This window comes from Ruegeria sp. YTSC325, assembly GCF_059609525.1.
The window spans coordinates 160,555-185,378 of the sequence record NZ_JBXWLY010000005.1; the positions used below are offsets into that span (position 1 = coordinate 160,555).

Consider the following 24,824-nt stretch of genomic DNA (forward strand, 5'->3'; position numbering starts at 1 on the left):
GTTTGCCAGACGGGCTCAGTTGTTAAACAAGAAGTGCATCACATCGCCATCCTTGACGATGTAACCCTTGCCCTCAGCCCGCATTTTACCCGCCTCTTTCGCGCCCTGCTCACCATTGGCGGCGATGTAGTCGTCATAGGCGATGGTCTCGGCCCGAATGAAGCCCTTTTCGAAATCACCATGGATCACGCCAGCCGCCTGCGGTGCCGCGGTGCCGGTGCGGATGGTCCAGGCGCGGGCTTCTTTCGGGCCTACGGTGAAATAGGTTTCCAGTTTCAACAGGTCGTAGCCCGCGCGGATTAGACGGTCGAGGCCGGGTTCTTCCAGGCCCATCTCGCTCAAGAACATTTCGGCTTCGTCCGCTTCCAGCAGGCTAATCTCTTCTTCGATCTTGGCGCTGATGATGACGTGAGAATTGCCCTGCGCGGCAGCCATTTCAGCGACCTTGGCGGAATATTCATTGCCCTCGGCGGCTTCTTCTTCGGACACGTTGCAGACATACAGAACCGGTTTGGTGGTCAGCAGTTGCAGCATCTTCCACGCCTTGGCGTCCTCGGCCGTAACCTCAACCAGCCGCGCGGGTTTACCGCTTTCCAGCATAGCTTGCGCTTCGGCCAGCAGGCGGTCTTGTTGCTGCGCCTCTTTGTCGTTGCCCTTCAGCTTGCGCACCAGATTGGCGCGGCGCTTTTCGATGCTTTCCAGATCGGCCAGCATCAGTTCGGTCTCGATCGTGTCAGCATCAGCCACCGGGTCAACGCGGCCATCCACATGGGTCACATCACCGTCTTCGAAACAGCGCAGCACATGGGCAATCGCGTCGGTTTCACGGATATTGGCCAGAAACTGATTGCCCAGCCCCTCGCCCTTTGACGCCCCCTTCACCAGACCGGCGATGTCCACGAAGGTCATGCGCGTCGGGATGATTTGCTTCGAGGACGCAATTGCCGCCAGCTTGTCCAAACGCTCGTCCGGCACGGCCACGTCGCCCACATTCGGCTCGATGGTGCAGAACGGGAAATTCGCCGCTTGTGCCGCGGCAGTCTTGGTCAGCGCGTTGAACAGAGTCGACTTGCCTACATTCGGCAGACCCACGATTCCCATTTTAAAGCCCATTGCGGCCTCCTGAAGCGATGTGACGGCGTCTTCTAGGCAGGTTGTGGAAAATGCGCAACCCAACCGGTGCAACCGGCAGATGGCCACCGCAGCTTCACTAAACCGTTACGGTATTTGTACTTGCGTGAGTTGAACCGCGCGGGTCATGGTCCCCAAGTAGGAATTCACACACAATTAATTGACGAAGAACCCAATGAAAGCGTTACTTACTTCTGTCGCCTTGCTCGTGGCTGCAACCTCGGCACAGGCCCAATCTGTCATCTTTGGCGCGGGTTTTGCGGATTTTTCTAACGGCAACGGCGACGATCAGGGCGTGTTTTCACTGGAATACCAGCACCGTCCGTTTCACGAAGCAACGCGCTTCAGCGCTGGTCTGGGTGCGGCGCTGACCGTCGACACCGACGGAGACACGCATATCGGCGCAGGTTTGGTGGGCATCTATTCCTTTTCGGATCGCTGGTTCGCTGAGTTGAGTGTGATGCCAGGCTATTTTAACGCCTCTAATGGCGACAATGACTTGGGTGGTGGCTTTCAGATTCGCAGCCTTCTGGGTCTTGGCTATACCTTGGACAGCGGCAACGCCATTTCGCTGGCAGTCACTCACAAATCGAACGCCAGTACCGAAAGCTTTAACCCCGGCGTGAATGCGCTGCTCCTACGCTATCACCTGGGGTTCTAGGTCAATCTGGTCAGTCGGGATTGATTTCCGGCCAAAGTTTCTGCACATCAGGATCAAACCTGAATGCAAGGATCACAGATGACCCGTATCGACGCCAAATTCGCCGCCCTCAAGGCCGAAGGTAAAAAGGCATTCGTTGCCTATATCATGGCCGGAGATCCAGATTTCGACACCTCGCTTGAGATCGTTAAGGGCCTTCCGGCAGCGGGCGTCGACGTGATCGAGCTTGGCTTGCCCTTTACCGACCCAATGGCCGACGGGCCAACCATTCAGGCCGCCGGACAACGCGCGTTGGATGGCGGTATGACCTTGCAGCGCACGCTGGATTTGGCCCGCAGCTTTCGCGAAACCGACGACACGACACCGATCGTTCTGATGGGATACTACAATCCGATTTACAGCCGCGGCGTCGACAGCTTCCTGAAGGACGCAAAGTCCGCAGGCATCGATGGCTTGATCGTTGTCGACCTTCCGCCAGAAGAAGATGACGAGCTGTGCCTGCCCGCGCAAGCCGCCGGATTAAACTTCATCCGATTGGCCACCCCGACGACCGATGACAAACGCCTGCCCCGTGTGCTGCAGAACACCTCGGGCTTTGTCTATTACGTATCGATTACCGGAATTACCGGCGCGGCCGAGGCGCAAGCCACTAATGTCGGCCCCGAAGTCGCCCGCATTAAGGCCGCAACCGACCTGCCGGTCATCGTTGGGTTTGGGATCAATACACCCGAAAAATCGAAGGCCATCGCCAGCGTGGCAGACGGCGCAGTGGTCGGCTCGGCTATCGTCAGTCAGATCGCAAAGGGCCAGCCCGTCGCCGAGGTACTCGACTTCGTCAAGACGCTCTCAGATGGGGCACATTCCGCCTGAGACGGCTTGCGACCACTTAATCGCTTTGAAACCGCAGTTGGCCTATGCCGCTGCGGTTTTTCTTTGAACAATCCAATCACCTACCAACACCAAATGCAGCGTTGCGACGCGGGTCGGGTATTGGTAAACAATTTATACCAATCCTTCGAAAGCTGACCTCATGCCCGTCATCACGAATATTGAAGATCTCAAACGCATCTATGAACGGCGTGTCCCGCGCATGTTCTATGACTACGCAGAAAGCGGAAGCTGGACCGAACAGACCTTTCGCGACAACAGCTCGGATTTCGAAGATATTCGGCTACGCCAACGGGTGGCTGTTGACATGTCTGGGCGGTCAACTGCGTCCAAAATGATCGGGCAGGATGTGACAATGCCAGTCGCGCTGGCTCCGGTTGGTCTGACCGGTATGCAACACGCAGACGGAGAGATGAAGGCCGCCAAAGCCGCCGAAGATTTCGGAGTGCCTTTCACTCTGTCCACCATGTCCATCAATTCGATAGAAGATGTAGCCGAACACACTTCGGCACCATTCTGGTTCCAGCTTTACACCATGAAGGATCAGGATTACGTCAGCCGACTGATCCAACGGGCCAAAGACGCCAAGTGTTCCGCTTTGGTCATCACGCTGGACCTGCAGATCCTGGGGCAGCGCCACAAGGACCTGAAAAACGGCCTGTCCGCGCCGCCAAAGCTGACCCCCAAAACCATCGCGAACCTGATGACCAAATGGTCCTGGGGGATCGAAATGCTGCGCGCCAAACGGCGGGAATTCGGCAATATCGTTGGCCATGTGGACGGTATCTCGGACGCGTCGTCGCTGGGCGCGTGGACGGCCGAACAATTCGACCCCAGCCTCGACTGGAAAAAAGTCGAAAAGCTGATGGAACAATGGGGCGGCAAGGTCATCCTCAAGGGTATCCTGGATGCAGACGACGCCCGGATGGCGGCCAAACTTGGGGCTGATGCCATCGTGGTATCCAATCACGGTGGACGGCAACTGGACGGTGCTCTCAGCTCGATCCGTGTTCTGCCCGAGATCATGGACGCGGTCGGAGGCGATATTGAGGTCCATCTGGACAGCGGCATCCGGTCCGGTCAGGACGTTTTGAAAGCAGTGGCCCTGGGTGCGCAAGGCACCTATATCGGCCGAGCGTTTGTCTATGGTCTGGGGGCGATGGGACAAAAAGGTGTGACCACCGCGCTGGACGTCATCCAAAAGGAATTCGACACAACCATGGCACTGTGTGGTGAAAGAAAAGTCACCGACCTGGGCCGGCACAATCTATTGGTGCCCGAAGATTTCGGCGGACGTTGGCGCAAGTGATCAGGGCGTCAGGGGGCTCTGCCCCCGCGCCGCCCGTTCCGGGCGACTCCCCCGAGATATTTGTGGCCAGATCAAGCAAGGGATCTGCACTTCATCTGGCTGAAAATACCTCGGAGCGCGAGGCAGAGCCTCGCAAATGGTTGAACCTGTAAAAACCCCTTTCCAAAACAGATGAATCAAGCTAAGGACGCGGCTTCACGCGGGCATACAGCCTTGGAGGATGCCCGCCCTAACATTTGGAGAATTATCATGGCTGGAGAGATTCCTGATCTCGTAGCTCTGGAACGGACGGGGACAGGCAAGGGCGCCGCTCGTCAGACCCGCCGCGAAGGCATGGTTCCGGGCGTTGTATTCGGTGGCGACAAAGACCCACTGGCAATCAAGATCCCGTTCAACGAACTGTTCAAGCGTCTGAAAGCAGGCCGGTTCAAGTCCACTCTGTGGAACCTGAAGGTTGAAGGCCACGAGGACGTCCGCGTCATCTGCCGCGACGTTCAGCGTGACGTTGTCAAAGACCTGCCGACCCACCTGGACCTGATGCGCCTGCGTCGGACCACCAAGATTGCGCTGTTCATCCCCGTTGAGTTCGTCAACGAAGAAGCAGCCCCCGGCATCAAGAAGGGTGGCGTTCTGACTGTTGTGCGTCCTGAGGTTGAGCTGGTCTGCACCGCCGGTGACATCCCCGAGAAGATCACAATTGATCTGACCGGTCTGAACATCAACGATGTTGTCACCATCTCGGCCGTGGATCTACCTGCAGGCACCAAGCCCACCATCGACCGTGACTTCGTGATCGCGAACATCTCGGCACCGACCGGTCTGTCGACCAGCGACGACGAAGAAGGTGAAGAAGTGGCCGCAGACGAGGTTGAAGTCGTCGGTCAGGAAGAAGAATAAGTCCAGACGCTTGAGTGACTGGATTGGAAACGGGGTCCGGATGGGCCCCGTTTTCTTTTGCAGGGTTGGGGTGGAAAACCGGTCGCGATCCGTGCCATCAACCTTGTGCAAAGCAACGGGGACGAGATCATGAAGCTGTTCGTCGGTTTGGGGAATCCGGGGGCGAAATATGCCCGCAACCGCCACAATATCGGCTTTATGGCTGTAGACAGGATCTCCCAAGATCACAGCTTTGGCCCTTGGAAGTCCAAGTTTCAGGCCGAGATCGCCGAAGGGCGGCTGGGTCGCGAAAAAGTGCTGTTGATCAAGCCGCAGACTTTCATGAACCGCTCGGGTCAATCTGTTGGCGAAGCGATGCGGTTCTACAAATTAGACTCGACTGATGTGACCGTCTTTCATGATGAGCTTGACCTCGCTCCCGGTAAGGTTCGGGTCAAGGCGGGCGGTGGTCACGCCGGTCACAATGGGCTGCGATCCATCCACGAACATATCAGCCCCGCCTATGATCGTGTGCGACTAGGGATCGGGCATCCGGGGCGCAAAGAGATGGTCTCTCCTTACGTTCTGGGCGACTTTGCCAAGGCTGACTCGGACTGGCTGGAGGACGTGCTGCGCGGCGTATCAGATGGGGCCGCGCATCTTGCCGATAACGAAAGCGGCAAGTTCATGAATGCGGTTGCCCTACGGACTGCGCCACCGAGATCGTCAAAAACGCCTCAACCGTCCCAATCGGCACCAAAGCCCGCGCCTGAGCCCGAGGTCGATGAACGATCGGCCATGCAAAAACTGCTGGATAAGTTCAAATAGACTCATAGGTCTTGCCGTAACGTCCCGATTGCAGATCGCATCGGGGCGCGGTCCAATACAGCACGCATATGGGAGGAGACATATGAGAACGCTGTTGAAGTGGGTGCTGCGCATCACATTGATGCTGGTACTGGCCGCCGTGGTTGTTGGCTTCTGGAAACGCGAAGAAATTCAGCGACTTATGGCAGTGAATTCGCTATTCAGCGAAGACAAGATTGTCCATAACTTCTCGCATATGGATCAGGCGTTCCTGACGGTCGACCTGCCGCGCGGTGACGGCCCCACCTGGGACCTGCCCTATGGCACTGGCTTTGATCTACCCGAAGGCACCGATCAGTGGATCGAAGACCGGGCTGTGACGTCTCTTCTCGTGATGCAGGATGGTCAGATCCGGTTCGAGGAGTATTACCTGGGCACCACGCCGGAAGACCGCCGGATTTCCTGGTCGGTCGCCAAAAGCTACCTTTCGGCTCTGTTCGGTATCCTATTGGAGGAAGGCGCGATCACCTCGTTGGATGATCAGGTGGTTCAATACGCCCCGCAACTGAAGGGTACGGCCTATGACAGCGCGACCCTGCGCAATGTGCTGAATATGGCCAGCGGCGTCACATTCAACGAGGATTATTTTGACCCCAAGTCAGACATCAACCGTATGGGGCGTGTCGTGGCGTTGGGTGGAAAGCTGGACGATTTTGCAGCCTCGCTGCAGGACAATTTCACAAAACCGGGTGAGACCTGGCAGTATGTCTCGATCGACACCCATGTGATTGGAATGGTGATCCGAGGCGCAACCGGGCGCAGCGTCACTGACTTGCTGACCGAAAAGATCATTCAGCCGCTGGGTCTGGAATACGACGGCTATTACGTGACCGACGGTGCCGGGGTTGCCTTTGTTCTAGGTGGCTTGAACTTCACAACTCGGGATTTTGCCCGGTTCGGTCAAATGATCCTGCAGAATGGGCAGCACAACGGTCAGCAACTCGTACCCGCGGATTGGGTCGCCGAATCCGTCCTGCCCAGCGCTCCGACCGAGGTCGGGAAGATCGGTTATGGCTACCAATGGTGGATTCCGATAGGTGCGCATGAGGGCGAGTTTCTCGCACGGGGCGTTTACGGTCAGTATATCTATTTCGACCAACCCCGCGGCGTTTTGATCGTGACGACCGGAGCGGATCGCAAGTTCCGCGACGATGGCGTAAACGAAGCCAATGTCGAAATGTTTCGCAGTATTGCGCAAAGCCTGTAGGGTGTCGCCATGCAAAAACAGGACAGCATCAACGTGCTGGGGGGCGTTCTGGCCCCCTGCTCCCAAGACCCTCTGACCGGGTTCTTTCGTGACGGGGCCTGCAATACGTGCCCCGAAGATCAGGGCAGCCATACGGTCTGCGCCGTGATGACGGCCGAGTTTCTGGCCTTTTCCAAGTATGTCGGCAACGACCTCAGCACACCGCGCCCCGAGTTCAACTTTCCCGGCCTCAACCCCGGAGACAGTTGGTGCCTTTGCGCCAGCCGTTTTCTACAGGCCCATGACGAAGGGTGTGCACCCAAAGTGCACCTTGAAGCAACCCATCAGCGCGCTTTGGACATCGTCTCTCTGGCGATTCTGACAGAGCATTCCAACGCAGATTAAGCAGGTGGGCGGACAAAAAAAGGCGCGCTCAAGCAGGCGCGCCTTTTGTGGTTTTCGCAATCGGGTTTAGTCGGCGCTGCGGCCTTCTGTATCCGACATGTCAAAGTTCAGATACTTGGCTACGGTCTGCACGTCCTTATCGCCCCGTCCACACATGTTCATACAGATCAGGTGATCTTTGGGAAGTTCGGGCGCAATTTTCATAACGTGAGCCAGTGCGTGGCTGGGCTCCAGCGCGGGGATGATGCCTTCGGTGGCGCAGCACAGCTGGAACGCCTCCAGCGCCTCTTTGTCGGTGATCGACACATATTGCGCGCGGCCGATGTCGTGCAGCCAGGAATGCTCGGGCCCGATGCCCGGATAGTCCAGACCGGCAGAGATCGAGTAGCCCTCAAGAATCTGCCCATCATCATCCTGCAGCAGATAGGTGCGGTTGCCGTGCAACACGCCGGGTCGCCCGCCGGTCAATGATGCGCAATGCTCCATCTTCTCGTTCACACCTTTGCCACCGGCCTCGACACCGATGATATTCACCGATTTGTCGTCAAGGAACGGGTAGAACAGGCCCATCGCGTTTGAACCACCACCGATGGCGGCAATGATAGTGTCGGGCAGACGGCCTTCGGCCTTCATCATCTGCTCTTTCGCTTCCTTACCGATGATCGACTGGAAATCGCGGACCATCGCCGGGTACGGGTGCGGCCCGGCCACGGTGCCGATGCAATAGAACGTGTCGCGCACATTGGTCACCCAGTCGCGCAGCGCATCGTTCATCGCGTCTTTCAGCGTGCCTCGGCCGGACGTGACCGGAATCACCTCGGCCCCCAGCAGGCGCATACGGAACACGTTGGGGGCCTGACGCTGCACATCATGGGCGCCCATGTAGACGATGCATTTCAGGCCGAACTTGGCGCAAACGGTGGCTGTGGCCACGCCGTGCTGCCCTGCGCCGGTCTCGGCGATGATCCGGGTCTTGCCCATACGGCGCGCCAGAATGATCTGCCCCAGCACGTTGTTGATCTTATGCGCACCGGTGTGGTTCAGCTCATCACGTTTCAGGTAAATCTTCGCGCCGCCCAAGTGTTCGGTCAGACGTTCCGCGTAATACAGCGGCGAGGGGCGGCCCACATAGTTCGCCCACAGATCATCCATCTCGGCCCAGAAAGTCGGATCGTCTTTGGCCTTCTCGTATTCCTCTTCCAGCGACAGGATCAGCGGCATCAGGGTCTCGCTGACAAACCGTCCGCCGAAGATGCCAAAACGGCCCTGCTCATCAGGACCGGACATGAAGGAATTGAAAAGATCGTTGGCCATGGCTGTCTCCGTCATCTTACCTTTCGTTCATAGGAGGTAGCGGCGGGATTTGCCATGGCAAAACGCACTCGCTCGATGCTTTGCCAGACGCGTCAACCGGTCGCGTTTGCCGCAGCGATAAAGGCACGCATCAGATCGGCATCCTTGATACCCGGCGCGCTCTCCACACCCGAGGCAACGTCCACCTGACGTGCACCGGTCATCCGGATCGCCTCGGCCACGTTATCGGGGTTCAAGCCACCGGCCAGCATCCAAGGCTTGCGCCAGTATTTACGCCCAGCCAGCAAACGCCAATCAAAGGCCAACCCGTTTCCACCTGGCAAGACCGCGTTTTTAGGGGCCTTGGCATCAACCAGCAACTGGTCGGCAACATCACTGTAGGTGTCTATTGCTTGCAGGTCTTTGGCATCGGCCACGCCAACCACCTTTATGACGGGCAGACCGTAACGCGCTTTGACTTCTTGCACACGTTCTACGCTTTCCGACCCGTGTAGCTGTAACATGTCGAACGGGGCAGCTGCGGTAATGCTGTCCAGCAACGTATCAGATGCGTTCACCACCAAGGCCACTTTTGCCACACCGACAGGGACGTGATCCGTTAGTTGGGCGGCTTGCTCCGGCGAGACATAGCGCGGTGATTTCGGAAAGAAGTTGAACCCTAGATACCGCGCGCCTGCGTCCGCTGCGGCGCGCACTTGGTCAGCGGCGGTCAGGCCGCAAATTTTGACCGCTACATCGGACATGTTAGCTTAGCTGGCCTCGTCCAGAATGGCGAGGACCTCATCCTTGCCTTCGTTCTGCTTTTTCTTGAGCTTTTTGACTTCGCGTTCAAGTTTGCGAACTTCACCGGTTTTGGCCGACGCATCTGCACGGTGCTTATGCTCACGCAGCCATTCCCAGAGGAACCCGATAACCAGGCCCGCAACAACGCTGCCCAGAACCACAAGAAACAAGGGCAGAGAGGTGCTGATATTGAACCCAATCAGATCGGCAATCGCCTGAGGCATCAGTGTCAGCTCAACGGCTTCGCGGTTGGCCAGCGAAACCGAGATCAGAACGATCGCGAGGATCGCCAAAAAAGCATATCTAACGTAGCGCATCATGCCTTAGGCTTTACCGTTCAAACGGTCCCTTAGCAACTTGCCAGTCTTGAAAAACGGAACACTTTTTTCTTCGACCTGAACGGTCTCGCCAGTACGGGGGTTTCGGCCCACCCGCGCGTCGCGCTGTTTGACCGAAAACGCTCCAAAGCCACGCAGTTCAACCCGATCACCACGGGCCATGGCATCGGTCACTTCTTCGAACACAGTATTCACGATCCGCTCGACATCGCGTTGGTAAAGATGTGGGTTCTCGTCGGCGATTTTCTGAATCAGTTCTGAACGGATCATATGCGTTACCCTCCCAGGCGACCGGATTACCATGTCTATTATTCTGAACAGTATAGGAAAAAACTTAGTTCGGGGGAACGTTGACTCTGTCTGCTGAGCCTTGATTCTGCCTCAAAGTCACGCGATTTTTTGCCCGTTCACGGGAATTGACCCCCTAAAGCATGAACAGCAGGTGAATATAGCTCAAAATTCAGAACATATTGATTCGCAACAAAAACGGCCCCGCACTCTTGTACGGGGCCGTAAAACTGTTTGGACTGAGGTCCGGACTTAGTCGCCCGACTTCAGCGCTGCGCCCAGGATATCGCCCAGCGACGCGCCCGAGTCGGAAGAACCGTACTGTTCCACGGCCTCTTTCTCTTCGGCGATTTCGCGTGCTTTGATCGACAGGCCCAGACGGCGAGTCTTGCTGTCGACATTGGTGACGCGGACGTCGACCTTGTCGCCAGTGTTGAAACGCTCGGGGCGCTGCTCGGCACGGTCACGCGAAAGGTCCGAACGGCGGATGAAGGACTTCATGCCTTCGTATTCCACCTCGATACCACCATCTTCGATCGCGGTGACCTCAACGGTGATGACCGAACCACGCTTCACGCCGCCCACGGCTTCGGCGAACTTGTCACCGCCCAGGGCTTTGATCGACAGCGAGATACGCTCTTTTTCGACGTCAACTTCCGAAACGACGGCCGAAACCATGTCGCCTTTGCGGTAGTTCTGGATCGCATCCTCGCCACGCTCGTCCCAGGACAGGTCCGACAGGTGAACCATGCCGTCGATGTCGCCTTCGAGGCCAATGAACAGACCGAATTCGGTGATGTTCTTGACTTCGCCTTCGACCTCGGTGCCCTCGGGGTGTGTTTCTGCAAACACTTCCCACGGGTTGCGCTGAGTCTGCTTCAGGCCCAGAGACACGCGACGCTTGGCGCCGTCGATTTCCAGAACCATGACGTCGACTTCCTGGCTGGTCGAAACGATCTTGCCGGGGTGGACGTTTTTCTTGGTCCAGGACATCTCGGATACGTGCACCAGACCTTCGACACCGGCTTCCAGCTCGACGAACGCGCCGTAGTCGGTGATGTTGGTGACACGACCCTGATGGACCGAGCCCAGCGGGTATTTCGCAGCAACCAGATCCCACGGATCTTCTTGCAGCTGCTTCATGCCAAGGCTGATGCGGTGGGTCTCTTTGTTGATCTTGATGACCTGAACCTTGATGGTTTCGCCGATCGTCAGGATCTCGGACGGGTGGTTCACACGGCGCCATGCCATGTCGGTGACGTGCAGCAGGCCGTCAACGCCGCCCAGGTCAACGAATGCACCGTATTCGGTGATGTTTTTGACAACACCCTCGACGGTCTGACCTTCGGACAGGTTGCCGATAACTTCGGCGCGCTGTTCGGCACGCGATTCTTCCAGGATTGCGCGACGCGAGACAACGATGTTGCCACGGCGGCGGTCCATTTTCAGAATCTGGAACGGCTGCTTCAGACCCATCAGCGGGCCAGCGTCGCGCACGGGGCGCACGTCAACCTGGCTGCCGGGCAGGAACGCAACTGCGCCACCCAGATCGACGGTGAAGCCACCTTTGACGCGGCCAAAGATTGCACCTTCGACGCGCTGGTCGTCGGCATATGCTTTTTCCAGACGGTCCCATGCCTCTTCACGGCGGGCCATCTCGCGCGAGATGACAGCTTCGCCACGGGCGTTTTCTGCGGCGCGCAGGTAAACTTCGACCTCATCACCAACAGCGATTTCAGGGGCTTCGCCGGGATTTGCGAATTCTTTCAGATCAACGCGGCCTTCCATTTTGTAGCCTACGTCGATGATGGCCTGGCCGGCTTCGATCGCCAGAACCTTGCCTTTGACAACAGAGCCCTCTTCGGGCGTGTCCATTTCGAAGCTTTCGTTCAGGAGGGCTTCGAATTCCTCCATGGATGTATCAGCCATGTGGCAGTGTTTTCCTTTACAAGTGTTTTTTCTGGCCGAGCGGTTGTCTCCGCCGGTCTTGTTTCATGGTGCCTTGCAAGCGTAATCCGGTGCGCATCTGACTACACAAACACAAAGGGCCGAGGTAACCCGGCCCTGCTCAGATACGTCATCCGGACGTTGACCGCCCGTGTTAAGACAGCGCGCGTATAGGCCGATTTCAGGCAATGCGCAAGAGCAAAGCCCTTAATTGCCAGCTTACGCGCATTCTTTGCCCGTCCAGACAACCGAGTCCCTTCTCAACATAGACTGCTCGATTGCATCAAGCCGGGACAGGGCTTCGGCAGCATTTACCGATCCACCCGAACGATTCCAGATTTTCAGGGCCGAGGAAGGGCTCCAGGGCAAGCACGCTTCTGCCAGCCAGGCGCGTAATTCAGAGGGCAACGAGTCGTATGCCTGCATCGGGCACGTGCACCGCCGCCGGCGTTTCAGATTACTGCGCAGGTTACGGCCGCTTCGCCTGACCGTCCCGCGCTTAAAATGTGTATCATCTTCAAAATGCACCGTTGGCCTCATCGCAATTTGTGATGTTATTACATACCAAAGGGCGACCAACAAGAGTTCCCTTCAAAGAAAAGGGGCAGGATTTTGCCCTGCCCCCAAGTTTGGTCTGAACATTTTTTTGCACCGCGCAAGGTGCTGCTAAAAGAGTTGCAAATCCTTTGCGCCGCTTTGAATTTCAGCAAAGTTCGGCATGTTCTGAACGGCCAAAGGTGCCGGTTTTACCCCTGGCATCGCCACTGTCGGCCTTGCCGGCTTACCGAAGGCCGGTTTTTCCAACTCACCGCGAATGTCGCGTAGCAATGTCTTATGATCTGGCATGGACTTAAGGATCTGAGCCAGATCCACCTTCGCGCCCTTCCACCATTGGAACCAAATCGGTTTTTTCAACGGACGAACGCGGTCGCGAATACCAGTTCCATAGCCGGTGTCGTAGACCTGTTTGCCTAGTAACACTGTTTGGAAAACGCGATGGTCGAACAGAGTGGCAAACTCGACATCGTGCTGCATAGGCAAACGGTGCTGCCAAAGCTCAAGGTTCTCAGCCAACCGGTCGGGAATTTTCATCTCGGTCCGTGCGTCGATCCAATATTGATCATCCGTGCGGTTGCCCAGCCGGTAATGCAGACAAATGAATTCAAGCACCTCGTCATAGAGCTTATCCATCTGCCGGTTGTAGCGCGCGCGCAGTGACGGCTCGATATCACGCGTCGGCAGGTGTTCGGCAAACCAGCGGATCGCATGGTCGATCATGTGGATCGCAGTGCTCTCCAACGGTTCGATGAAACCGCCAGACAGACCGATGGCGACGCAGTTCTTTACCCAGGCGTTTCGCACCCGCCCAACGCGCATCGGGATAACGCGCGGCGTCAGTCCCTTGCCGCTGTCTCCCAACCATTCAAGATACTCGTCCGCCGCCTGATCATCCGTGCGATGCGCCGAGGAATACACATAGCCGGTGCCCACTCGGTTAAACAAAGGCACGCGCCAGGTCCAACCGGCCCCCAGGGCCGTGGACCGTGTGGCACTCTCGATCTTGTCCGGATCAGGATGTTCGATCTGCAATGCCATCGCCCGGTCATTTGGCAGATAGTCCGAGTAATCCATGAACGGCTCACCCAGAGCCTGATTGATGATTAACCCACGGAACCCGGTGCAATCCACAACCATCTCGATGTCATGGCGACCTTTACGCTCTAACATCAGGTGGCTGACATTGCCTTGCTCGTCCAATTCAACCGACTGGACCTCATCCTGAATGTGCTCGACACCGCGCTGGGTGCAAACCCTGGTCAGCATCCCTGCGAATTTCACCGCATCCAGATGATACGCATAGCCAAATCGCTGCTCGAATTCTGGTGCGCCCAGCGGTCGCGCGCCTTTGCAGAGACGGGCCAAATCGTCATGCGGAGCGATCGATTGCGTGAAATCCCGATCCCCATTGCCAAATCGCAAGTAATACTCGGCCGCTTCAAGCCCTTCCAGCATTTGGCCATGAGCAAATGGGTTCATATAATCGATACGGTTACCTTTGGCGTCCTTGTTCCAGTTGCAGAACTTCACACCCAGCTTGAAGGAAGCGTTGGTTTCGCGAAAGAAATCCCGTTCAGCTATTCCAGCCTGCCGGAGCGTCACCGGCATACGAGGAACCGTTGCTTCGCCCACACCCACAGTCGAAATATTCGGGCTTTCGATCAGACATATCCGCGGTCGATCTTTTGGCGCCGATGTCCGGGACAACACCATCTCAAGGATAAGTGCGGTCATCCACCCGGCTGTACCGCCACCCACAATGGTGATTTTGCGCAATCGATTGTTCATTCTGCTCTGCTCCCCCCTTTTTATTTTGGGGAACTATAACAGTTTTCCCGCACCGGGCCAGAGCCTATGACATAGGCGTTGAGCGCGCCAAAACGGCGTGTCAGACAAGCATCAGAACGCGCATAGTTGCGCCTGCCTCAGATCTCTTCGCCTTTCTTCAAAAGCTCATCAATCAATTCGCGCTGTAGGCCCTGACTGTCACCACCACCGAATTCTGCAGCACCGCCGGAATAGAGGGTGCCGTATGTCTTGGCGATGTTAACCGTTTGGGCCAGACCCGAGATCAGCTGGTCTTTTTCCAACGTGGACAACGGATGAATATAGGCCGCCCACAAGGTACCGTTGGCGATCGCATAACGCGCATCTAGCGTACTGTCGAAATTCGCCTGCATCATGCGCTGCAGGTCCGCGGGTGACAGATCAGCCGCGCTGCTAATCGACACCATGGCCCGCATCCGATCGGCGTTCACATCCGTGATGACCAGAACCGGAGTATCCCCGACCGTCAGCTGAAAACCAGGCCCCTGCGGCAGCGCCTCCGGGTCCAAAGCGAAAAGAATTTTTCCTAGCCGCTCATAGGTCATGGGCGGTTCCAACTCAGGAGCGTCCTGCGCCTCTTGAGCGGCCAGACCTGTGGCCAGAACTATCAGAAAAAGGGCTAGTCGGATCATCGCATCGCTCCTGCAGGTTGCCCATTGAACATATGTGGATCAAACGACACTGGCCAAACAAAGCTTGGTGAGGAGAACCTTCCAAACGATCCGAGTATCGGACGATCTGCAATGTTTTCAAGCTCATCAATCATAGTCCGTTCAACTCCTGACGCCTAGGTTTGTTTCAGCGGCGGGCAATCCGGCCGCGCCCAGCTTAAATGATGAAAGGAAACGCAATGAAATCCCTGGTTCTGACCACTCTGATCGCCACCCTGCCCCTGATCGCCGCCCCGGCCTTTGCCGCAGATGAAATCAACGTCTCGAACGGTATCTCGGCGGCGGGCGCTCCTCTGGCCGCACATGGGGTCGATCTGGTGGCACTGGTCAATGACGGCAATCCGGTTGATGGTTTTGCCAACCATTCGGCCACCTATGACGGTGCCTCCTACTATTTCACCACCGCCGAGAACCTTGCCGCGTTCGAGGCAAACCCCGCCGCCTATCTGCCGCAGCATGGTGGGTTCTGCTCGTTCGGGGTGTCGGTTGGCAAGAAATTTGACGGTGATCCGGATCAATACCTGGTCGCCGACGGCAAGCTGTACCTGTTCCTGAATGCCGAAACCCGCGCCGCGTTTTTGAAAGACGTACCCGGCACGGCAAAAACCGCTGATGGCAAATGGTCAAAGATCAAAAGCGTCGCAGTCGGCGAGCTTTAACCCACCTCCAAGCGAAAGCTCGCGGCGTTACGGCGTCGCGGGCTTTTTCTGTTCGATTAGCTCGATGGCCTGCGCCAAAGCGTCCTCGATGCTCAGTTGCGATGTGTCCAGTTGCACCGCATCCTCGGCCGGTTTCATCGGGGCCGTGCTGCGTTCTGCATCCCGCGCATCGCGTTCGCGCACATCGGCCAGAACCTGATCGCGCGTGACATTGGCCCCCTTGGCACTCAATTCAAGGTAACGCCGCTCAGCCCGGACCTCGGCACTGGCGGTTACGAACAACTTCGCCTCGGCATTGGGGCAAATGACAGTGCCAATATCGCGCCCGTCCAGAACCGCACCCCCGACCCGCCGCGCAAAGGCGCGCTGGAAATCGACCAGAGCCGCGCGGACCTCGGAGATCACCGCCACTTTCGAGGCCGCCTGCGCGATCTCGGCCGTACGCAGGTCACCCTGTTGCAATTCTTCGGCTGTCAGGGCCTGCGCCGCTGCGATCGGGTCCATCCCCTCAAGCGTGCGCCGCCCCACCGCGCGGTAGAGCAACCCGGTATCCAGATGGGCAAAGCCGAAATGCGCCGCGACGGCCTTAGAGATCGTGCCCTTCCCTGCAGCCGCTGGCCCGTCTATGGCAACCGTGAAACTCACGCGCGTTCGACCTTGGCGCCCAGCGTCGCCATCAGCGGTTCAAAGATCGGGAACGAGGTTGCAATCGGAGCGCCATCATCAACCGAGACCGGCGTTTTCGCTCCCATTCCCATCACCATGAACGACATGGCGATGCGGTGATCCAAAAAGCTCTCGCAGGTACCGCCGCCGGGAACATTTCCGATGCCCAGACCGTCAACCGACCACCATTCTTCACCCTCTTCCACGGTCACACCATTGGCGCGCAACCCGCGGGCCATTGCGTCGATCCGGTCGCTTTCCTTGACGCGCAGCTCTTTCACGCCGCCCATCATCGTGGTGCCGGTGGCATTGGCCGCAACCACGGACAGCACCGGGTATTCGTCAATCATCGAGGCCGCTCGTTCCGGCGGCACGTTGATGCCCTTCATGTTAGGCGAGTATTTCGCCCGCAGATCGGCAACGGGCTCGCCGCCTTCTTCGCGTTCGTTTTCATAAGTCAGGTCCGCGCCCATCTCGCGCAGCGTGGTAAACAGCCCCGCGCGGGTCGGGTTCAGGCCAATGCCCGGCACCAAAACATCCGAACCGGGCGTGATCAGCGCTGCGCAAACCGGAAACGCCGCGCTGGACGGGTCGCGCGGAACGGCAATAACCTGGGGCTTCAACTCGGGGCGACCGGTCAGGGTGATCACCCGGCCCTCATCTGTATCCTCAACGGTGATCTCTGCGCCGAACCCGGCCAGCATCCGTTCCGAATGGTCGCGGGTGGCCTCTTTTTCAACGACAACAGTTTTGCCCGGTGCGTTCAGACCTGCCAGCAGCACAGCAGATTTCACCTGCGCTGACGGCACCGGCACCTCATAGCGTACCGGAACGGGTTCGGCCGCGCCCACGATGGTCATCGGTAAACGCCCACCCGAGCGACCAACCGATTGCGCCCCAAACAGCGCCAGCGGGTCCGTCACCCGCGCCATCGGGCGTTTGTTCAGGCTGGCATCGCCGGTAAACGTGGCCGAGATCGGACAGGTTGCCATCGCGCCCATGATCAGCCGTACCCCGGTGCCCGAGTTACCGCAATCGATCACCTGATCCGGCTCGGCGAACCCGCCAACGCCCACGCCATGCACGGTCCATTCGCCGCCGCCGTGATCTGTGACCTCGGCCCCAAAAGCGCGCATGGCCTTGGCGGTGTCCATAACATCTTCGCCCTCTAGCAGGCCGGAAATCTTCGTCTCACCCACCGCCATCGCGCCCAAGATCAGCGATCGGTGCGAGATCGACTTGTCGCCGGGCACCTCTGCCGTTCCGGTCAGCGGACCGCAGGGATATGAGGTCATCGGGATGGGCGTGCCGTGTCCGGACATGGGGGCTCCTGTTTTCGCTATCAGTGCCTTAGCCGATTAGCGAATTGGGGCCGGTTGGTCCAGCGGCAATCAGCCTGTGCGGCGGAAGGTCAGGTAATGCGGCGTGCGCCCTTCGCGCAGAGCCTTCTGTTCGTAACGGGTGGAAATCCAATCGTCCCATGGTTCGCGCCAGTCAGCCGGGCGCTCGGCCAGCCACTCGAACCCGGCGCGTGGCACTTCCTCAAGCGTTTGGCGAACATAGTCGGGAATATCAGTCGCGACCCGAAAGATCGAACCCGGTTTCAGCGCCCGCGCCAGCGGTTGCAGATGTTCCTGTGTCACAAAGCGGCGACGATGGTGCCGCGTCTTGGGCCACGGATCGGGATAGAGCAGGAATACACGCGAGATGCTGGCCTCGGGCAAAACATCGAACAGGTCGCGCGCATCGCCAGGATGCACAGCGAGGTTCTCGACCCCAGCCTGCCGGATCTTGCCCAGCAACATGGCGACGCCGTTGATGTAGGGTTCGGCCCCGATGATGCCGATATCGGGGTTGTTCGCCGCCTGATGCACCAGATGCTCACCGCCGCCAAAGCCAACCTCAAGCCAGACATCCCGCCCGCCAAACAGCGCCTGCAGGTCCAGCGGCGCGCGTTCGGGGTTACTCTCCCAATCGACCGCACCGGGGGACAGCGCATCGAGGTCTTCGCTCAGATACGTCTTTTGACTGGGCTTCAGGGTTTTGCCCTTGAAGCGGCCATAAAAGTTCCTGCGGGGGCGTTGGGGTGTCTCGGTGCTCATGGCCGTGCCCATACTGCGCAGACACCACAGACGCAAGAGGCGGCCGGTCCACTCAACAGACCCGCCGCCCCCAAAAAGCACCAGAAAAGAGCGCGCCCGTCAGGGCGCACCTTTGGATACCGATCAGACCGCCGCTTTCAGCGCGTCCACAAGGTCGGTGCGTTCCCAGCTGAAACCGCCATCCGCATCGGGTTCACGGCCAAAGTGACCATAAGCTGCAGTGCGCTGGTAGATCGGCTTGTTCATCTGCAGATGTTCACGAATACCGCGCGGTGTCAGGTCCATCGCCTGTCCAACGGCCTTTTCGATTTCGGCGTCGGAAACCTGACCTGTGCCATAGGTCTCGGCATAGATCGAAAGCGGCTTGGAAACACCAATCGCATAGCTCAGCTGAATGGTGCAGCGTTCCGCCATGCCAGCAGCGACTACGTTCTTGGCCAGATAGCGCGCCGCATAGGCCGCTGAACGGTCCACCTTGGTCGGGTCTTTGCCCGAGAACGCGCCGCCTCCATGAGGTGCGGCACCGCCATAGGTGTCGACGATGATTTTACGGCCGGTCAGGCCCGCATCCCCGTCGGGGCCGCCAATCACGAATTTGCCGGTTGGGTTCACGTGCCACTCGGTCTCGGCCGTCAGCCAGCCTTCGGGCAGGGTTTCGCGGATATAAGGCTCGACAATAGCGCGGATATCATCCGAAGACAGCGCTGCATCCAGGTGCTGGGTCGACAACACGATCGAGCTGACCCCCACAGGCTTGCCATCGCGGTACACGACCGACAGTTGCGATTTCGCGTCAGGGCCCAGCGCGGGCTCGGTACCGTTTTTACGGACCTCTGCCAGACGGCGCAGGATCGCGTGGGAATACTGAATCGGGGCCGGCATCAGCGCAGACGTTTCGGTCGTAGCGTAGCCGAACATGATCCCCTGGTCGCCGGCGCCTTCGTCCTTGTCGCCCGAGGCATCAACGCCCTGTGCGATGTGGGCAGATTGCTCGTGCAGCAGGTTTGTAACCTCGACGGTCTCGTGGTGGAACTTGTCCTGCTCGTAGCCAATATCCTTGATACAGTCGCGCGCGATCTCGTCGATGCGACCCATGTAATCGTGAAGTTTGTCTTGATCCGACAAACCGACTTCGCCACCAATAACAACCCGGTTGGTCGTGGCAAAAGTTTCACACGCCACGCGCGCTTCAGGTTCTTCGTTCAGAAATGCGTCAAGTACCGCATCCGAAATCCGGTCACAGACCTTGTCGGGGTGCCCTTCGGATACGGACTCCGAAGTGAAAGTATAGTTCTGTCGGGACATAAAAGTGCTCCATTAAGATTTCCCCATCACGCCAGGAAGCCGTTGTGACGGGCACATGGGGGATACGCTCAGAGTTTGAAAGCGTCAATCAGTAATTGCTATCAAGTCCGCCGAGCAGGTCGCCACAGTGCGATCGTCGCGAAAAACAGTGCAAGGAAAAGAGGATAGTCGCCAAGCCTGGAATAAAGGGTCGCTGCCAAAGGCGCAGGAAGCTCAGCGTCTATGAAACCCGCGTTTCCCAGCGCCAAAGACTGCGTCACCTGACCCAGCGGGTCGATCATGGCGGACACACCGGTATTAGCGGCACGCATCATCGGAAGACCCTGTTCAACAGCGCGCATCTGCGCCTGCGCAAGGTGCTGATATGGTCCCGAACGGGTTCCAAACCAGGCATCATTTGTGATCTGAAGCAAAAAATCAGCCCGCGCCGGAGCCGATAGAACATCTTGCGTAAAGACGGCCTCATAACAAATCAATGGCAGTGCTTTGCCCAGCTTGCCCGCCTCGAACAGTTCGGCCCCTGGCCCTGCACTGAAACCATGTCCCGTTGTAGTCGCCATCCCGTAAACACCGAAACGCGCCATTAAATCGCCAAAAGGAACATACTCGCCAAACGGGGCAAGGTGATGTTTGTCATACAACGCGTCTTGCTGGCCATTTTCGCCCAGATAGACCAATGAGTTGTAGATCCGAGGCCCCTCGCCTCTTTGTATCCCAAAGACAACTGGCACACCCTTGGCTGCATCCGCGATTGCATCCAGATAGGGTTGCGCGCTACCCAACCAAGCCGGGACAGACGTTTCAGGCCAAACAATCATATCCGGTCGGGGCTGCGCTGCTGAAAACTCCAACTGTAGTGCAAAGAAAAGCGGAGCGTAGTCAGGGTCCCATTTCTGGTGTTGCGGCGCATTGGGCTGCACAATCCGGACAACATGACCGGTAAAGGTCACTGCAGGCACAGACAACGCACTAGCCACTACCAGCCCGATAGCACCAACAGACAACGTGGCTGCCGCCCCGATCCTTGAGCGCTGCACCAACGCCGCCCCGAGAGGTAACGTTGCCAACAAGGTCACGGCGCCCAACCCATAAGGGCCGATCAACGCCAGAACATGGACCACCGGAGTGTCAACCCATATTTGCGCCAATCCAGCCCATGGAAATCCCGTCAGAACATACCCCCGCGCCCCCTCGGCAAGCGAAACCGCCAATGCAAGCAAGACAGCCTGACCAAGTGCAGACGCGCTCGGACGGCGCACCAGCCAAAAAGCGCAGGTCCAGAATAGCGCGAGCCCTCCGGCCATGAAAATCAGGGCAAATGGCGCCATCCAGGCGTGACGCTCGGCATCGACCAGAAAGGGCTCGACAATCCAGCTGAGAGCATGCGCAAAATACCCGGTGGCAAATGCCCAGCCGATCCAGGCCGCGCGTGACCGAGAAGGCGCAGTGACGAACAACGGCCCAAGACCAAGCAGCGCGGCCACAGTTGCAAACCAATAACCGAATGGCGCTAGCCCAAACGCCGCAATGGCGCCCAGAAACGCTGCCAAACCAAAAGTCATCCAGAATGGCCACCTCGCGGCAGGGTTCATGCAACGAGATCCGGCAACATGACCCGCAGTCTTTTGATCCGGCGCGGATCGGCATCTATGACTTCGAACTCGGGCCCCTCGGGATGCAAGACAACTTCGCCACGGGCAGGAACGCGCCCCGAGAGCATGAAGACAAGCCCGCCCAGGGTATCGATTTCCTCTTCGTCGACGTCCTCATGGCTGGTCAGGGAACGTCCGATCTCGGCCTCGAAATCCTCGAGCGGTACGCGGGCCTGAACGATATAGCAACCCGGCTTTTCTTGTAGCCAAAGCTGGCTTTCATCGGCGTCATGCTCATCCGCAATTTCGCCTACAACCTGTTCGATCAAATCTTCGATCGTTACCAAACCGTCGACGCCCCCATATTCGTCGATCACCAACGCCATGTGTCTGCGCTCGGTCTGCATTTTTGTCATCAGAACGCCGATTGGCATCGAGGGTGGCACGAACAGCAAAGTGCGCAACATTGAGATTAGGTCGAATGTGGATGAGGTTCCGTTAAACCCATGGGTCAGCGCGAAATCCTTGAGATGCACAAACCCTAAAGGCGTATCCAGAGTGCCGTCATAGACCGGGATACGTGACAGGCCGCTTTCGCGAAACACCTGCGCAAGTTCGTCCTTGGTTATGGTTGATGGGACCGACACGATTTCTGCTGTCGGGATCGCAACATCCTCGACTCGCATTCTGCGCAGATTGATCATGCCACGTGGTTGCGTTTTGTCGGTTTCATGCCCATTGGCGCCCGAAACCTGCTCATCATCTTGCGACGAGAATGCATCCACTATTCGAGAGAAAAACCCAGCTTTCTCTTTGATGTTTTCTGTGCCTTCCTTTGGTTGCGCGCTTTGCGCTGCCATAGAACTGCCGTCTGTATCGCCCATTATCCCATTCCAAATGATCGGCCAAAATGGCCCCTATTAAACAGTATATGGGTCATCAATACCCAATTTGCCAAGTATCTCGACTTCGACCCCCTCCATCAAAGTGGCGTCCGGGTCACGGATGTGATCGTATCCCAACAAATGCAACATTCCGTGAATGATCAGATGTGTGACATGATCATCCATGGCTTTTCCTGCCTCAGCCGCTTCACGTGCACAGGTGTCAAATGAGATCGCGATATCCCCCAAAGCTGTCTCTCCGGTAAAATCCGGGGTCGGAGATAACGGCGGCTGACCTGCGATGTCCGCGGCCAAATCTTCGGCAGGCCAACTCAGTACATTAGTCGCCGAGGGTTTTTCCCGGAATTCAGCGTTCAGATCCGCGATACGGACATCGTCGCAGGCCAATAGGCTGATTTCACAGTCTTCTTGAAGGTTACAATGGTCCATAACCGCCTGAATGGCGCGGCGTGCCAAGGGCTCCAGCCCCTGCCAGCGGGTGTCTTCCACCGTCAGTTCAAGGTTCATGTCTGTCGTCCAAAGCCCCGGGCATCGTAGCCTGAAACCTCTCAGGTTTCACGGCCCGCGTCGGCCTCATACGCCTCGATGATCGCGGCGACAAGCGGATGGCGCACGACGTCTTTCGACGTGAAATAGTTGAAGCTGATATTCGGGATCGTCTTAAGCAACCGTTCCGCATCGGCCAGACCTGACTGAACCCCGCGCGGCAAATCCACCTGCGAGCGGTCACCGGTGATCACCATTCGGCTACCCTCGCCCAAACGCGTCAGGAACATCTTCATCTGCATAGTCGTGGCATTCTGTGCCTCGTCCAAGACAACAAACGCATTTGCCAAAGTTCGACCGCGCATAAAGGCCAAGGGCGCAATTTCGATTCGCTTTTCCTCGATCAGCTTGGCCAACTGTTTACCCGGAAGGAAATCGTTCAACGCATCGTACAGCGGTTGCATATAAGGATCGACCTTGTCCTTCATGTCACCCGGCAGATAGCCCAGTTTTTCACCGGCTTCGACCGCAGGGCGGCTTAGGATTATACGGTCCACATGTCCGCCGATAAACATCGACACACCAACAGCGACAGCCAGATAGGTTTTGCCCGTACCCGCTGGTCCGATGCCAAAGGCCAGTTCATTGTTGAACAGCGACTGGACATAGGCTTTTTGGGCATCTGTGCGCGGTTCGACCAATTTCTTTCTGGTTTTGATCTCGACCGTTCCGCCCTTGAACATCTCGAGCTGATCACCTTCGCGACTTCCCGTTCCCTTCTCGGACCCGCCCATGCGCAATTCGCGATCCACGTCGGCGGCTTCGACATCCTTACCGGTTTCCAGCCTTGTATAAAGCGCCTGTAACACTTCGATCGCTTGTTTCTGGGCGTCTTCGTCGCCCATGACCACAAGCTGGTTGCCACGGCGCACAATCTGCACCGAGAGTTTTTGTTCGATGTCGGTCAGATTACGGTCATATTCGCCGCACAAATCAATCAACAACCGGTTGTCGGGAAATTCAACAAACGCCTCACGCTGGGGCATTTCATCTTGCGGTGGGGTAAGGGCACCGATGGCCAATCCGTTCTCCTGTCTTGGCGTTTCTCCCCGAGCGTGACAACAATTGCCGGTGGGCGCAAGCCACAGATTCAAATTTTCGCAAACGAATGACAAAACCGCCGATTGCACTCGAGTATATCGAACCGACTTCAGGCCCACAGGCCACCAGACTTAAGGAGGTCAGAAGGTGTAGTTCAAACCAAACCGAAGACTGCGATACTCAGGCGTCGAACGAGTCGAAAACCCGCTGCCAAACTCGACATCCTTGCCCTCAAACTGAACATACTCGTATTCACCAGTAATCGACCAATCGTCGTTCAGGCTATGCTCAGCTCCGATACTGACAGAAAAACCATTCCTGCTGTCGGATTCCTGGAAGGACTGGGCTGTCGGGCCAAACGTAAGGCTGTTCGTCGTTTCGACATCTCCGCGAACATAACCAGCAGACACAAAATACAAAATACTGCCGCTTTTGTTCGTTAGGCCACTGCGAAACCGTACAGAAAATATATCAGACACCTCGGAGCCGCCGGTAACAGATACGCCATTGACCGAGGTGGTGACTTCATCATCTATCGAGCCGAACTCGTACCCAATCTCTAGCCCATATACGTAGTCGCGCCCACTTCGCGCAGGAAGCACTCCACGCCAACCTGCGCGAACACCGCCGAATGACCCCTTCAGATCCAAGTCTCCAACAGGAAATGTGGCCCCGGGCGTTGCCAACCCAAACTCATCTGTTCCTCCGAGAGAATATCCACCGGTAACGCCCAGGTAAAATGCACTTATGTCGCCGTTAGAACGCTTGGGGTTGACTACTGGCGGATCGGTGAGACCAGGTTCTGAATTCCCGGCCAAAGCGCAGGACCCGAAGACAATGGAAGTAAGTAGCCCCCACAACAGACGCAAACCAGAGCTTTTCAGAACCGTCAATTCAAACACTCGCAATCTCCGACATCTCGACACACTGATCTGCCTAGGAGACTAGAACTCCTGATA

Annotated in this window: 26 protein-coding genes and 1 riboswitch; of the genes, 8 read left to right on the top strand and 18 right to left on the bottom strand. The window is 57.4% G+C overall.

Annotated features, from left to right (window positions below; genetic code table 11):
• Positions 1-15 precede the first annotated feature (15 nt).
• Positions 16-1,113 (bottom strand): redox-regulated ATPase YchF, encoded by a 1,098-nt coding sequence (gene ychF / locus AC2FF7_RS09885; RefSeq protein ID WP_170354871.1) that lies wholly within the window; start codon positions 1,111-1,113, stop codon positions 16-18.
• 193 nt (positions 1,114-1,306) lie between these two features.
• Between ychF and AC2FF7_RS09890 the strand changes: the two genes are divergently transcribed.
• The 7 genes from AC2FF7_RS09890 (at position 1,307) to AC2FF7_RS09920 (ending at position 7,323) form a co-directional block, all read left to right on the top strand.
• A complete protein-coding gene (locus tag AC2FF7_RS09890; RefSeq protein ID WP_480866261.1) occupies positions 1,307-1,792 on the top strand; it encodes an acyloxyacyl hydrolase in 486 nt (161 codons plus the stop codon).
• A 78-nt stretch (positions 1,793-1,870) separates the two neighbouring features.
• Positions 1,871-2,662, top strand: a complete 792-nt coding sequence (gene trpA, locus AC2FF7_RS09895; protein WP_170753947.1) for a tryptophan synthase subunit alpha — start codon at positions 1,871-1,873, stop codon at positions 2,660-2,662.
• Between the two features lie 160 nt (positions 2,663-2,822).
• Positions 2,823-3,989, top strand: a complete 1,167-nt coding sequence (locus AC2FF7_RS09900) for an alpha-hydroxy acid oxidase (protein WP_170354869.1) — start codon at positions 2,823-2,825, stop codon at positions 3,987-3,989.
• 249 nt (positions 3,990-4,238) lie between these two features.
• On the top strand, positions 4,239-4,886 hold the full coding sequence (locus AC2FF7_RS09905; RefSeq protein ID WP_170354868.1) for a 50S ribosomal protein L25/general stress protein Ctc: 648 nt from the start codon (positions 4,239-4,241) through the stop codon (positions 4,884-4,886).
• 129 nt (positions 4,887-5,015) lie between these two features.
• Entirely contained in the window at positions 5,016-5,693 is a 678-nt protein-coding gene (pth, locus tag AC2FF7_RS09910) for an aminoacyl-tRNA hydrolase (RefSeq protein ID WP_480866263.1), read from the top strand.
• Between the two features lie 82 nt (positions 5,694-5,775).
• The gene (locus AC2FF7_RS09915) at positions 5,776-6,939 is read left to right on the top strand and encodes a serine hydrolase domain-containing protein (RefSeq protein ID WP_496905581.1); all 1,164 of its coding nucleotides are present in this window, start codon (positions 5,776-5,778) and stop codon (positions 6,937-6,939) included.
• A 9-nt stretch (positions 6,940-6,948) separates the two neighbouring features.
• Positions 6,949-7,323 carry a DUF2237 family protein gene (locus AC2FF7_RS09920; RefSeq protein WP_480866267.1) on the top strand — a complete coding sequence of 125 codons (375 nt, stop codon included), beginning with the start codon at positions 6,949-6,951 and terminating at the stop codon, positions 7,321-7,323.
• Positions 7,324-7,389: 66 nt separating this feature from the next.
• On the opposite strand, the gene trpB is transcribed toward AC2FF7_RS09920, so the two are convergent.
• The 8 genes from trpB to AC2FF7_RS09960 all read right to left on the bottom strand — a co-directional run bounded on the left by trpB (position 7,390) and on the right by AC2FF7_RS09960 (position 15,010).
• Positions 7,390-8,637, bottom strand: a complete 1,248-nt coding sequence (gene trpB, locus AC2FF7_RS09925; RefSeq protein WP_170354864.1) for a tryptophan synthase subunit beta — start codon at positions 8,635-8,637, stop codon at positions 7,390-7,392.
• 92 nt (positions 8,638-8,729) lie between these two features.
• Positions 8,730-9,380 (bottom strand): phosphoribosylanthranilate isomerase, encoded by a 651-nt coding sequence (locus AC2FF7_RS09930; RefSeq protein ID WP_170753650.1) that lies wholly within the window; start codon positions 9,378-9,380, stop codon positions 8,730-8,732.
• 6 nt (positions 9,381-9,386) lie between these two features.
• Positions 9,387-9,737: a lipopolysaccharide assembly protein LapA domain-containing protein gene (locus AC2FF7_RS09935; protein ID WP_170355059.1), complete on the bottom strand. Its 351-nt coding sequence runs from the start codon at positions 9,735-9,737 to the stop codon at positions 9,387-9,389.
• Positions 9,738-9,743: 6 nt separating this feature from the next.
• Positions 9,744-10,028, bottom strand: coding sequence for an integration host factor subunit beta (gene ihfB, locus AC2FF7_RS09940; RefSeq protein ID WP_170354862.1), 285 nt, complete (start codon positions 10,026-10,028; stop codon positions 9,744-9,746).
• A gap of 270 nt (positions 10,029-10,298) precedes the next feature.
• On the bottom strand, positions 10,299-11,975 hold the full coding sequence (gene rpsA / locus AC2FF7_RS09945; protein WP_170354861.1) for a 30S ribosomal protein S1: 1,677 nt from the start codon (positions 11,973-11,975) through the stop codon (positions 10,299-10,301).
• Between the two features lie 237 nt (positions 11,976-12,212).
• Entirely contained in the window at positions 12,213-12,533 is a 321-nt protein-coding gene (locus AC2FF7_RS09950; RefSeq protein WP_480866650.1) for a DUF6525 family protein, read from the bottom strand.
• A gap of 126 nt (positions 12,534-12,659) precedes the next feature.
• The gene (locus tag AC2FF7_RS09955; RefSeq protein ID WP_480866270.1) at positions 12,660-14,339 is read right to left on the bottom strand and encodes a tryptophan halogenase family protein; all 1,680 of its coding nucleotides are present in this window, start codon (positions 14,337-14,339) and stop codon (positions 12,660-12,662) included.
• A gap of 137 nt (positions 14,340-14,476) precedes the next feature.
• A complete protein-coding gene (locus tag AC2FF7_RS09960) occupies positions 14,477-15,010 on the bottom strand; it encodes a hypothetical protein (RefSeq protein ID WP_170354858.1) in 534 nt (177 codons plus the stop codon).
• A gap of 218 nt (positions 15,011-15,228) precedes the next feature.
• Between AC2FF7_RS09960 and AC2FF7_RS09965 the strand changes: the two genes are divergently transcribed.
• Positions 15,229-15,708, top strand: coding sequence for a YHS domain-containing (seleno)protein (locus AC2FF7_RS09965; RefSeq protein ID WP_170753648.1), 480 nt, complete (start codon positions 15,229-15,231; stop codon positions 15,706-15,708).
• Between the two features lie 27 nt (positions 15,709-15,735).
• Here AC2FF7_RS09965 and cmk read toward each other — a convergent pair whose 3' ends face one another.
• From cmk to AC2FF7_RS10010, 9 genes are all read right to left on the bottom strand, one after another.
• Positions 15,736-16,353 carry a (d)CMP kinase gene (gene cmk / locus AC2FF7_RS09970; protein WP_496905582.1) on the bottom strand — a complete coding sequence of 206 codons (618 nt, stop codon included), beginning with the start codon at positions 16,351-16,353 and terminating at the stop codon, positions 15,736-15,738.
• Complete coding sequence (gene aroA / locus AC2FF7_RS09975) at positions 16,350-17,696, bottom strand: 3-phosphoshikimate 1-carboxyvinyltransferase (protein WP_480866273.1); 1,347 nt, start codon at positions 17,694-17,696, stop codon at positions 16,350-16,352. Before aroA ends, cmk begins: the two co-directional genes overlap by 4 nt.
• A 69-nt stretch (positions 17,697-17,765) precedes the next feature.
• Positions 17,766-18,476, bottom strand: a complete 711-nt coding sequence (gene trmB, locus AC2FF7_RS09980; RefSeq protein WP_496905583.1) for a tRNA (guanosine(46)-N7)-methyltransferase TrmB — start codon at positions 18,474-18,476, stop codon at positions 17,766-17,768.
• A 123-nt stretch (positions 18,477-18,599) separates the two neighbouring features.
• Positions 18,600-19,781, bottom strand: coding sequence for a methionine adenosyltransferase (metK, locus tag AC2FF7_RS09985; protein WP_496905584.1), 1,182 nt, complete (start codon positions 19,779-19,781; stop codon positions 18,600-18,602).
• Positions 19,782-19,786: 5 nt separating this feature from the next.
• Positions 19,787-19,835, bottom strand: a riboswitch (SAM-SAH riboswitch).
• Positions 19,836-19,882: 47 nt separating this feature from the next.
• Complete coding sequence (gene lnt / locus AC2FF7_RS09990) at positions 19,883-21,343, bottom strand: apolipoprotein N-acyltransferase (RefSeq protein ID WP_496905585.1); 1,461 nt, start codon at positions 21,341-21,343, stop codon at positions 19,883-19,885.
• 26 nt (positions 21,344-21,369) lie between these two features.
• The gene (locus tag AC2FF7_RS09995; RefSeq protein WP_480866281.1) at positions 21,370-22,257 is read right to left on the bottom strand and encodes a hemolysin family protein; all 888 of its coding nucleotides are present in this window, start codon (positions 22,255-22,257) and stop codon (positions 21,370-21,372) included.
• Between the two features lie 36 nt (positions 22,258-22,293).
• Positions 22,294-22,785, bottom strand: a complete 492-nt coding sequence (ybeY, locus tag AC2FF7_RS10000; protein WP_480866283.1) for an rRNA maturation RNase YbeY — start codon at positions 22,783-22,785, stop codon at positions 22,294-22,296.
• A 41-nt stretch (positions 22,786-22,826) separates the two neighbouring features.
• Positions 22,827-23,846: a PhoH family protein gene (locus tag AC2FF7_RS10005; RefSeq protein ID WP_170354849.1), complete on the bottom strand. Its 1,020-nt coding sequence runs from the start codon at positions 23,844-23,846 to the stop codon at positions 22,827-22,829.
• 159 nt (positions 23,847-24,005) lie between these two features.
• The gene (locus tag AC2FF7_RS10010) at positions 24,006-24,767 is read right to left on the bottom strand and encodes an outer membrane protein (RefSeq protein WP_480866284.1); all 762 of its coding nucleotides are present in this window, start codon (positions 24,765-24,767) and stop codon (positions 24,006-24,008) included.
• Positions 24,768-24,824: the final 57 nt, after the last annotated feature.